Genomic DNA, 11385 nt, shown 5'->3' with positions numbered 1-11385 from the left:
ATGTCGAATCAGGATTTCCAGATGAGCAGTTGCCGTTCCCAACTCACCTCCGCAGCCACCGGCAACACCCCCTTCAACGTCACCGGATCCTTTCCCTTCTCTACTCTTGGCAGAAACAGGATCTCCTCCTGAATCTCCGGTGCCAGGTTCAGCAGATTCATGATCTGAGTCACCCGTGCCCGTGAGATCATTCCAAGTTGTGCAATTTCAGCCTGGTTCTCAACAACACCATCCCGGATCAGTTTCTCAAACCGGATCGCCAGCGCCATCAGCTTGGTAATTCTCGGTAACCGACCTTCGGGAACTGGTCGTGGATCCTCATCGCACTCCTCCATGCGGCGCTGACCACAACGTCCATTGGTCTCGGTGAACTTCTTCGTAATCGTCCGACTCATTCTGCATCCTCCAACAATGCGGCTCCACATTCTGAGAATGTCACCGTGACCTCGCCCTGGGCACCGTCATAGTCGATCCGTTCGACCAGCAGTTGAAGAGTCTGTTGCTGTTCCCCCTTCGTCATCTCATCCCAGACGTCATCAAATTCACTGAGCAACTTCTCCACATCCGTCGTCTCAATCTCAGAAAACGGACTTGTCCGCTTTTTCAATCGTTCGATCTCAGTCTGCTTCTTCATGATCAGTTCGTTCAGATCTGCCAGACGCTGTGGCGATCGCTGATCAATGGCTGCATCACGCAGTTGCTGGCACAGCGCTTTCAGTTCTTCTTCGAGGTTGGATTGGCGATTACTCTGCTCGGCATTTCGAATTTCAACCTGTCGCTGTAGTTCCCGCAGAACTTCCTCCCTCAATTCTGGATTCCGTCCGACTTCCCGAATCTGATCAATCACAAACTTTTCCAATTCGGAGGCAGAAACCGTGGGCGCGGGACATTTGTCGTACCCACGTTTCTGGGCATGGCTACAGACATAGTATCTGTAGCGACGGTTCCCCCGCTTGGTGGTACTTTGCACCATCGCCGCCTCACAGGCCCGACAACGCACCAGTCCCGCTAGGAGCGAGGAGCTCTTCGTTTTTTCCCTCTTCCCACCAAGCTGGGCGTTATGTTGCAACCGAAGTTGCGTCTCGTGAAAGATTTTCTCGGAAACCACCGCCTCGTGCTCTCCAGCGTAAATTTCATTGTCATAAGAAACCTTGCCGATGTAAGCGACATTGCGGAGCAAATACAGCAGCGTGTTCTTGGTGAACGGTGTTCCGCCTTTGAGTTTACCTTTGCGTGTGGTCCAGACCTTAGTCCGGTATCCCCGCTGTTCGATTTCGTTGAGTACCTGATGAGTCGATTTCAGCTCCAGGTACAACTCAAAGATCTCCCGCACCTGTCTGGCTTCCACCTCATTGACCACCAGTTTGCGATCGATGAGGTCATACCCAAAGACCGGACTCCCACCACACCATTTTCCCTTGCGTCTGGCTGCTCCCATTTTATCCCGGGTTCGTTCGGAGATGAGTTCCCGTTCGAACTGAGCGAACGACAGCAGGATGTTGAGTGTCAGCCGCCCCATAGAACTTGTGGTATTGAACTGCTGCGTGACGGAGACGAACGAGACATTGTGTTTGTCGAACGTGTCCATCAGTCTGGAGAAGTCCGTCAGCGAGCGGGAAAGGCGATCAACCTTGTATACGATGACGCAGTCGATTTCCCCGTTCTCGATGTCCTGCAACAGCTGCTTCAATGCCGGGCGTTCGATGTTCCCCCCGGTATAGCCTCCATCATCGTAGTGCCGGGAAACGCAGGTCCAACCTTCATGCTTCATGGAAACAATATAGGCTTCAGCTGATTCCCGCTGGGCATCGAGTGTATTGAACTCCTGCTCGAGTCCTTCCTCGGTCGATTTCCTGGTGTAAATGGCACAGCGAATCGTTGGTGTGGACGATTTCTTACGAGAGAGATTTCTTGGTGGTGCTGCCGGACTCATTGTGCACCTCCCTTCTTCAACCTGAAGAACAGATATCCATTCCAGTGCGAACCGGTGATCGCCTTCGCCACAGCGCTGAGCGAGTTGTAGACCTGATTCTGATACTCGAACCCCTCTTCCAGCACGAGAACCCGATACGTGTTCCCTTTGTACTTCCGTTCAATGACCGCTCCCGCCACGGGAAGTCGACGATCCTGATCAACGTTGATCTTCCCCTTTCTGATTCGTGATGGAGCTGGTTCCACAGCGAGAGATGTGGGGGCTTTGATTCGTATCTCACGGTCGTCGGCAATCTCTAGTGCTCGCTGACGTGCTCGTTCTGACAAATCACCAAACTCGTTCGCCTGTAACCGCCAGGCAATGCGCTTGATGAGCCAGATGCGATTACCGCTACGGGCTGGTTCATGAAACAGTTCTTCGTAACGTTGGCTCAGTTTAGTGATGGTCATCGATTCCATCTCCGCCACTTCTGCATCAATGTCTAATGGCATGCCTTCTTCTCCTGTTGGTCAGTTTTGAGGGGCATTCGCGACTCTCGCGACCGTAAACCCGTGGGTGACACACTGAGCGGTATCTCGGAAGAAGTTGCAAGGCATGTTGCTTCTGAATCCCGAGCTTTGAGCCTTACAAGGGCGCTTGCCAGCAAGATTGCGAGTTGACTGGATGAGCTCTGAGCAGAGCTTCGATGATTCCGTTGAACCGAATCCATGTTGACATTTTCACTTTGAACGAATGACAATTCCTCTATCTGTTAACTTACGGGTCAAAGCTAGAAACTGTCCGCAATATTCTGAAAGGTATCGTGACTATGTTTGGAAAGCGTCGCGAATCCAAATCCCCAGACCAAAAAGTTCGAATTGAGCAGAGCTTTCGTTTCGAGAGCGTGAAGACGCGGATCGCGCCTGGGACCTGGTTCGTCGCATTGAACGATGCCATTGATCGATGGGTCGTTACTTTGAATGCGTCCTATGACTTTTTAGGAAAGAGTTTCCGGATTCTCTATCAATTAAAAGACGACCGTTATCTGATGCTTCAATATGAGTGCTGCCAATTAAATTCAGCATCACAAATTTGGGAATCTACCGAGCCACCCAGAGGAAGAGGCATCGAGCCATTCGAAGCTGCTCATTTTCTGATGCAATCCGGATTTGATGTTCCAGATCAATTGGCTGATGCGTGGGATCTCTGGGAACAAAAGCAGCGGGAACCAAAGGAGCCTGAGGTTCGCCCATTCAGCTTTTGGGTTGAAAAAACTCCAGTCTTTATGAAGACCGGAATACTCTCTCATGAGTTGGACTTGGTGAGCAATTCTGATGAAGTGGCTCATTATTTGGCGATCTTAATTCGCAGTCTCAACGATTGGGGCGGAGAAGGACGTCACTTAACCAACGAAGAATTAGGAATGAAATACAAATTATTCGGGCAATATAAAGTCGACCCGAATCGATGGCGCAGTAAATGGGATGATCCACCACCGGAATATCTGAATGTTATCGATCTCGACTGGCCTAGCGAATTACTGAATATACGTGACATTTACTCGCAACTACAGAATTTGTTACTCGAACCGTTAAGTTGCCTTCCACATTATCGAATGCTTACTTCCGATCAGAATCCAACAGAAGAAGAAATGAAACGAGCATGGGAAGACTTAGTTACCAAAAAAGACAACTTGCAGAGCCTCTACATCGATTTGAATAGTGAAATTCGAAAATTGAAGGAGGCGATCGCGATCAAGGAGCTAGAAGAAGCACAAATAGAATCTCGCTCGGTAGATCAGGTTTCAGAGAACATTGATTCTGAACTCTTAACAAGTGGAGCAGAGACTTGTGGAGAAGTCACGAGCCTATCAACGAGTCATACAACTTTTGCAAACGATGAATCAAAGATTGAAACCTTGAGTGAGCAGCCAGAAGATCCGATTCTCGAATTTCTTCCAGGTGGATATCGTTTCAATGGCCGAGATTTCAGTCTCTCAGGAAAACCATATGCACTATTCGAGCTCATCGCAAACTCTAAACACCGAACATTGACAAGGCAGGAAGCGCTAGACGAGGTATGGAATGGGATCGCAGTTCAAGACAATACCGTCAATCAAACGATCAGCACGATTCGTGGTTCGCTGCGGAAATGCCTGTGCTTAACAGACAAAGTTGACCCAATTCCAGCTCTTGATCGTGGTGAGAATGCCGCTTGGAGACTGGAATTCAAGTTTCAACTTAAAAATGGATAAGAAATCCCCTCAAAAAAACATTTTGAGGGAACTTTGAAGCTGATGACAACCGCGTTTTAAGGGCATAGTCAATCCTACCACGGCTTGGAATTTACTCCACACCGAGGTGCGACCATGGACCATGACATTGATGTCTTCGCCAAAAACTATATCTATCAAAAGTCAATCTTACTGACAAAGACCGCTCAGCGTGCAGATTGGGATCGTGAAGACGTTGTATCCGAATTGACGCTGCATCTGTTGCGCCGGCGAGATCAATTCAATCCTGGTCGAGGTTCCTGGACAACGTTTGTGAAGGCGGTCGTGAACAATCGCACGACAGATCTCCACCACCAACTCTCCCGTCAAAGAGCGACTCTCAGCTTAAGTGATCCACGTGTCAGTCGAGTCGCAGAAAGACTCGAGGATATCGAACGCCTCCGACATCACGGTGTGTCGATTGATCCGGAATCTGATCAGTGTGATCGCACCATCGACCTCAACAATGTTCTCTCACAGATTCCGCAACGTGATCGACGGCTTTGCGATCAACTTTCTCGCTTTCGCACCGCAGATGCTGCCAAGCACTTAAACCAGTGTCGTTCAAACATTTATCGACGAATCGTATCACTGCGAAAAGAGTTCTCTTCTGCAGGTCTCACAGATTATTGGAAATAAATGAGGACAGTTTTTAGCTGCCACTCGTAAGTTAATAGTAGAGGGTTTCAACATTGTTTGAGGAACTAAAAATGACCGCTCACCATTACACATTCACTGACAATGTTGCGATGCACGAAGTTGAAGCATCGTTATTGCTCTCGATCTGGGCGACTGAGTCGCTGCATGGCGAAAGTCAGGTCCGCCTTGATGCTGCACATGTCCTGGATGAAGACGAGCGTTCGCTCGTGATCGACTCCGACACAAACGTTGGATGTGATCTGAACCGGATCTTGATTGGTTTTTTACGGCGTGAGTTCCGCGCCACAGACTTTGAAGTTCGTAGATGTGAAACACCTGTCGCTGCGTCAGTGTAGCTCGAATATTGAAGGAGCAAATGATGACCATCTGCAAGACGCAACTTCAGAATAACTCAAAAACCGGACAAGTCCGTTTTTGCGAGAAAGGACTCGATGAGATCACACCTGCTCCAGAAAACGACACTCTGTATCGTCCCATTGATCCCAATGATCCAGAAATTCGAGCGTTAGCTGCCAGTATTCAGGAGCATGGTCTTCGCGAACCGCTGGTCGTCACACAAGATGGCTACATCTTATCTGGGCACCGCCGTTATTGCGCTGCCGGTATTGCGGGTCTGAGATCAGTGCCTGTCCGTATCGAACTGTTGAGAAGAGAGGCTGATATTGACCGTTTTGTGCTGCTACTACGCGAGTACAACCGTCAACGCGAAAAAACACATGATGAGCGTCTGCGGGAAGAGATGCTCACTGTTGAGCCAGAGGAAGCGTATCAAGCGCTGATCCAACATCGCCGGAATGCTGCAGAAGTCAAAATCACCCAGATGCCTCTTGGTGCTCGGAAACGAAGATCGAGAATTACCGCTGCGAAACGACCGATGCTGAAAGCCATTCAACGTGTGCTTCAGGAACTGCGCCCCTACTGGCCAGTTGGGGAACGAAAAGTTCATTACAAATTACTAAATGATCCTCCACTTCGACATGCTTCAAAGCCCGGGTTTTATGAAAACACGTTGCAGTGCAGTAAAGATCTCAGCAACCTGATTACCCGGGCACGTCTGATTGGAGAGGTCCCCTGGGATGCCATCGGTGATGAAACTCGTCCCCACACCTCATGGGATGTTCTCCCCAACCCGCGTCAGTTTTTAAGAAACGAGCTCTCCGGATTGTTTCATGGTTACTGGCGGAATCTCCAACAGAGTCAGCCGAACTATCTTCACCTGCATGTCGAGAAGAATACGGTTTACTCCATCCTCCGCAGTGTCGCATCTGATTACCGCATTCCCATCAGCAGTGGACGTGGATTCAGTTCTCATGAGCGTATTCACGATATCGCAGTCAACTACGAGCAGAGTGGTAAAGAACAACTGATTCTGATTGTCGCATCGGATTTTGATCCCTCGGGAGATTGTATCGCAGAGGCTTTCTGTCGCAGTCTGCGAGATGACTATGGGATTTCATCCATTGTCCCCATCAAGGCGGCGTTGACGTACGAACAAGTGCAGTCGCAGAACCTGCCCCGTAGCGTCGACATGAAGAAATCGGACTCGAGATATCAACAGTTTGTGGAACGCTATGGTCCAGACGTTGAAGCTTATGAGTTGGAAGCTGTTGATGAAGAGACTCTCCAGGGCTATGTCCGCGACGTCATCGAATCCGTAATCGATCGTGATCTGTTTAAACAGGAGGTGGCGGCTGAACAGGAGGATGCAGCATTCCTGGCGGGTGTGCGCCGAAGTGTTCAAGCATCCCTTCAAGAGATCGTTCGTGGAGATGATCAATGAGATTGTGTGAAAAACGGACTTGTCCGCTTTCCTGTCCACCTCCTCCAAAGAATCCCTGGTCAAGGAGAGGATCATCATGGTAGCCACTGATGGCTGGATCCGAGTCAGTTCCTCTCACCCTTGCCCAATCTGCGGCAAGCCGGACTGGTGTCTCGTCACCAGCGATGGAAACGTTGCGATCTGTCCACGGGTGGAACAGGGCTCGATGAAAGACATAGGTGCTGCTGGTTATTTACACGTTCTCAACGACCGAAGGACTTACTCACCACACCCTCTTCCCTCATTACCACCGCTCCCAAAGACACCCGCCAAGCGATCCACGGCTGACCTGACGTGTGAATTAGAACGTTATCAACCATACGCTGAGCGTGGCTGCAACCTGTTGCAGGAACAGCTGGGACTCGATTCCGCAGTCTTGCAACGACTCGAAGTCGGTTATTGTCCGCTGCAGAAAACATGGTTCTTCCCTGAACGTGATGCCGACAACCATGTCATTGGCATTCAGCGTAGATTACATAATCACTCAAAACGTCGCCTGAAAGGTTCCAGCGCAGGTCTCACCTATGCCAGCAATTGGGACACAGGAAGCGGTCCTCTGTTATTGGTCGAAGGCGCCTCCGATGTCGCTGCCGGCATGATGCTCGGCATCTCCGTCATTGGTCGACCGAGTAACCGTGGCGGTTGTGCACTGCTCGGAACCATGCTGCAACCGTTCCCCGACGACCGTGAAATCATTGTGCTCGGTGAGCGGGATCAGAAAGAGAACGGACTCTGGCCGGGGAAAGAGGGAGCGATCCACACGGCGACCGATTTAGCCAAGCGCCTGTTGCGTCCTGTCCAGTGGGCGTTGCCACCGGACAACGCCAAGGACCTGCGTGCCTGGGTCAATGAATACGCCACGCAGACACCCGCACAGATGGGAGCACTCTTTCTTCAAGGACTGCAGCTTCACAAAATTCAGCCGCCACCGATTCAACGTGCTCCATTGGCAGCCACTGGAAATATTCTCGCTGCCGATGAGTATCGTCACCTGATGCTCAAGATTCGGAAACGATCACTGGACCAACCCGGGATCTATCTCGATCGCTCTGGAACCGGTCATGGAAAATCCTCGATCGATTTCGAGATGATCTGTCCCGATCTGCTAGGGGAGGCCTGCCGATGAAATACCTCCTGGTCTATCCGACACACGCCAATTTGCAGGAAGAGTTCGAGCGTTACGATGCCGTCGGTATCGACGTCGCCACCTATCCCGCCAGAACCACGGTCGACACCAAACTGCAACTGACCAACTGCTGGAACACGGAAGCCGATCAAGCCGAAGCGGTCGGGTTTCCTGTGGGCAAGACTGTCTGTTTTCGTTGTGAACAGCGTGAACAATGTCTGCAACAGGGTTATCTGCAGCAACTGATCACTGCCAGCGAAGCCGATGTCGCGCTCGCAACGCATGCCCGAGTGCAATACACCAGTTTTGAAGAGTTGAGTGGTGATCGTGATTATATCACCGTGCATGAAGATCCCGTGCAGCTCTTAAACCCAACTGTTGCGTTGTCCGTTGCAGATCTCGAAGTGGTTCAAAACCACCTGCAGCAGTTGTTGAGCGATCCGTTCTGGCTGGACTGGTTTGGGGATGGGATCAGCAACGATGCAGATGGAAATCAGTACGACGCTCAGTCAAAACAAATTCAACGCGAACGCTATCTCCAGGTCACCCACATTCTGACTGACGTCGTGGATGAGCTGTCTCAGTCAGTCCACCAGACTCAGCAGACGACAGCGTGGGAACCACTCGAAACAATCAAACTCCCCTCAGGCTATGAAAGCTTTCTGTGGTGGACCACGAAAATGTCGCAACGGAAATTCAGTGGGACTCCCTGGCGGTTTCTGCTTTCTGCAATACGAGGTGACCTGCTGCGATCGACGATCATTGTCGTGCAGAAACATGTTGCTGGTATGAAACAGGGAACAACGCGGTTACAGAAATCGATTCTCGGCGTCCGTGAGAATCATCCGCCGCATGGGAAAACAGTCTGGTTCAACGATGCCACGCTCACCATCGAACGCCTGCAGGGAATCCTGGGGCGTCCCGTGCAGAATGGAACTCCTGATGGTTGTCTCGGGCAGAAAAAGTTCTCGTTTCAATATGTGCGTGACATCACCCGCAAGACGTCACTCGATGTGACCGTTGCATTGATGCGGGGAGTTCTGGCGAAGCATCAACACTATCGTCGTGTGGGAGTGATTACACATCGACCGCAGTTGCAGGCAATTGAGAGATTGGAGGAGTTCTTTCGTCAGCGCATCGTGATGTCGACCTACTACGGCTCTGGCGAGGAACGCTCATCCAATGCCTGGTATCAGGAGTGTGATCTTATTCTCGTGCTGGGAACGCCACGTGTCCCTTCGCAGGCGGTGCTGGAATACTTGATTCAGGTTGGTGAACAACGGGTCGCCTGTACGGATCCAACGTGGGATGACGTTCTCTGGCAGGCAACGACTCATCGTGGCGATCTGAAAACATGGACTGGACGAGGCTATCACGAAGAGCGATGGCGAGCTGCACATCGTGATCTGGTCCGGGCTGCGTTGATTCAAGCGATTGGTCGCGGTCGTACCGTGCTTGAGGATGGCTGTGATGTCATTGTCCTCAGTAACGAAGAATGCGGGTTGATGGTCATTGATGATGAGACACCCCGTATAAATGACTCAGCGATGGAAGTATTGCTTCACCTGCAACAATTAACGGCCACAAAATCTAATAAAGAGATATTAGAAAAAGTGGCCGTTAGCTCTCAGGAGATTGCTCAATCTCTTGCTCAACCATTGCGGTCCGTCCGTCGCTCTTTGGCCGATCTCGAATCTTTCCATCTGATCCAACGACACGGTCAACGCTCCGGCTGGTCTCTCTCGCCGGTTCCGAATTCACCACCCACTTCTTCCCCTGATCCCACCAAGGAGATCCCCCATGCCCGCTGCCGCTAGAAACACCAAAGCGACCAATAAGAACAACGCTGATCAGCAACTTCGCGTTGAACAATGGTCCCTCGAGAAGGTCACTCCTTATGAGAACAACCCTCGCATCAATGCTGGTGCAGTGGAGTCCGTCGCCAACTCGATTCAAGAGTTTGGATTCCGGCAACCCATCGTGGTTGATGATGCCGGCGTGATCATCGTTGGTCATACCCGATTCAAAGCAGCTCAACAACTGGGACTCACAACCGTCCCCGTCCATGTTGCCAACGGCCTGACCGAAGCCCAGATCAAAGCCTACCGCATCGCCGACAACCAGACCGCCACCATCGCGGAATGGGACTTCGATCTGTTGCCACTGGAACTGACTGCGCTGGGAGAGATGGAGTTCGATCTCGATTTGCTGGGGTTCAGCGCTGAGGAACTGACAGGTCTCATGGCAGAGAAAACCGAGACTGGCAACACCGATGTTGATGATGTTCCCGAACCACCCGATGAAGCCACGACTCAGCGTGGAGACATTTATCTCCTCGGTCAGCATCGACTCATGTGCGGGGACAGTGCCAGTCCTACTGATCTGGACGAGTTGCTAGATGGGAACAAGATTCATCTCGTCAACATGGATCCTCCTTACAACGTCAAAGTCGAACCCAGATCCAATAATGCGATCTCCGCCGGGAACAGCAGCTTCAACAAGTCTTCATCGAAAACACACCACCAGAAGTTTGACCTGGAACGGCATCCCGAAAAAGGGAAGAAGACCACTAATAAACTCCGTGCCAAGGACCGTCCCCTGGCTAACGACTTCGTGACCGATGACGAGTTCGATGTCCTGCTGGATGGCTGGTTCGGCAATGCGGCCCGCGTTCTGGTCCCCGGTGGTGGGTATTACATCTGGGGTGGCTACGCGAACTGTGCCAACTACCCTCCGTTCCTGAAGAAGCATGGTCTCTACTTTTCGCAGGCGATTATCTGGGACAAGCAGCATCCGGTGTTGACCCGAAAGGATTTCATGGGGGCGCATGAATGGTGCTTCTACGGTTGGAAAGAGGGTGCTGCTCATAAGTTCTATGGTCCCACCAACGCCACCGACCTCTGGCACATTAAGAAGGTGAACCCACAGAGCATGGTGCATCTCACCGAGAAGCCTGTGGAACTCGCGGTGCGTGCCATCGAGTTCTCTTCCAAGAAAGGACAGAATGTGCTCGACCTGTTTGGAGGGAGTGGCTCAACACTAATGGGGTGTGAGCAGACCGGACGCAAAGCGTTTTTGATGGAGCTCGATCCGCTTTATTGCGATGTCATCGTTCAGCGGTGGGAGCAGTTTACTGGCAAGAAAGCTGAGCGTCTCTCCGCCGAGGAGGTGGCAGCATGATCTATTTGGCTTCACCCTATTCCCATGAAGATCAATCGGTTCGCGAGTTGAGATTCCACGCGGCGTGTCGTGTCACCGCAGATTTGATCAGGCACGGTCAAGCGGTGTACTCTCCGGTGGTCCATGCACATCCGTTAACGAAACAGAACCTCCCCACGGACTGGTCGTTCTGGAAGTCCATCGATGAAGAACTGCTTGGATACTGCGATGCCCTGCTGGTCCTGCAACTTGATGGCTGGAAAGAATCCGTTGGCGTGCAGGCTGAGATCGTTATCGCACAACAATTTGGTAAACCGATCTGGTATCACAACCCCGCAGACTGGTCCGCAAGGTTGCCACGTGTGACGGAGGTAAAACGATGTGGCACGTGAACGCGACCCACGAAAAAACGCCCACACGTTGCGAACGTGGGGCGT

General features: G+C 51.3%; 11 protein-coding genes. 8 read left to right on the top strand and 3 right to left on the bottom strand.

All coding sequences use genetic code 11. From position 1 onward, the window contains the following. Positions 1-8: 8 nt before the first annotated feature. The 3 genes from ACN0YR_RS20450 to ACN0YR_RS20440 are packed head-to-tail and all read right to left on the bottom strand — an operon-like array spanning position 9 to position 2424. Positions 9-395, bottom strand: a complete 387-nt coding sequence (locus ACN0YR_RS20450; protein WP_417851074.1) for a hypothetical protein — start codon at positions 393-395, stop codon at positions 9-11. Then, positions 392-1933, bottom strand: a complete 1542-nt coding sequence (locus ACN0YR_RS20445; protein WP_417851073.1) for a recombinase family protein — start codon at positions 1931-1933, stop codon at positions 392-394. The genes ACN0YR_RS20450 and ACN0YR_RS20445 overlap by 4 nt, the downstream gene beginning before the upstream one ends. Further along, a complete protein-coding gene (locus ACN0YR_RS20440; protein ID WP_417851072.1) occupies positions 1930-2424 on the bottom strand; it encodes a DUF2924 domain-containing protein in 495 nt (164 codons plus the stop codon). The genes ACN0YR_RS20445 and ACN0YR_RS20440 overlap by 4 nt, the downstream gene beginning before the upstream one ends. 317 nt (positions 2425-2741) lie before the next feature. On the opposite strand from ACN0YR_RS20440, the gene ACN0YR_RS20435 reads away from it, so the two are divergent. From ACN0YR_RS20435 to ACN0YR_RS20400, 8 genes are all read left to right on the top strand, one after another. Then, on the top strand, positions 2742-4166 hold the full coding sequence (locus tag ACN0YR_RS20435) for a winged helix-turn-helix domain-containing protein (protein WP_417851071.1): 1425 nt from the start codon (positions 2742-2744) through the stop codon (positions 4164-4166). A 114-nt stretch (positions 4167-4280) separates the two neighbouring features. Next, positions 4281-4823: a sigma factor gene (locus tag ACN0YR_RS20430; protein ID WP_417851070.1), complete on the top strand. Its 543-nt coding sequence runs from the start codon at positions 4281-4283 to the stop codon at positions 4821-4823. 71 nt (positions 4824-4894) lie between these two features. Then, positions 4895-5179 carry a hypothetical protein gene (locus tag ACN0YR_RS20425; protein WP_417851068.1) on the top strand — a complete coding sequence of 95 codons (285 nt, stop codon included), beginning with the start codon at positions 4895-4897 and terminating at the stop codon, positions 5177-5179. 20 nt (positions 5180-5199) lie between these two features. Beyond that, entirely contained in the window at positions 5200-6624 is a 1425-nt protein-coding gene (locus tag ACN0YR_RS20420) for a ParB/RepB/Spo0J family partition protein (protein ID WP_417851067.1), read from the top strand. A 76-nt stretch (positions 6625-6700) separates the two neighbouring features. After that, positions 6701-7789: a toprim domain-containing protein gene (locus ACN0YR_RS20415; RefSeq protein WP_417851066.1), complete on the top strand. Its 1089-nt coding sequence runs from the start codon at positions 6701-6703 to the stop codon at positions 7787-7789. After that, complete coding sequence (locus ACN0YR_RS20410; RefSeq protein ID WP_417851065.1) at positions 7786-9606, top strand: hypothetical protein; 1821 nt, start codon at positions 7786-7788, stop codon at positions 9604-9606. The genes ACN0YR_RS20415 and ACN0YR_RS20410 overlap by 4 nt, the downstream gene beginning before the upstream one ends. Next, on the top strand, positions 9590-10969 hold the full coding sequence (locus ACN0YR_RS20405) for a DNA modification methylase (RefSeq protein ID WP_417851064.1): 1380 nt from the start codon (positions 9590-9592) through the stop codon (positions 10967-10969). The genes ACN0YR_RS20410 and ACN0YR_RS20405 overlap by 17 nt, the downstream gene beginning before the upstream one ends. Further along, positions 10966-11340 carry a DUF1937 family protein gene (locus tag ACN0YR_RS20400; protein ID WP_417851063.1) on the top strand — a complete coding sequence of 125 codons (375 nt, stop codon included), beginning with the start codon at positions 10966-10968 and terminating at the stop codon, positions 11338-11340. The genes ACN0YR_RS20405 and ACN0YR_RS20400 overlap by 4 nt, the downstream gene beginning before the upstream one ends. Positions 11341-11385 lie beyond the last annotated feature (45 nt).

It is taken from the genome of Thalassoglobus sp. (assembly GCF_048270125.1).
Taxonomy (GTDB): Bacteria; Planctomycetota; Planctomycetia; order Planctomycetales; family Planctomycetaceae; genus Thalassoglobus.
Note: the sequence above shows the minus strand (reverse complement) of the source record. Positions and strands in the feature narration are given on the sequence as shown.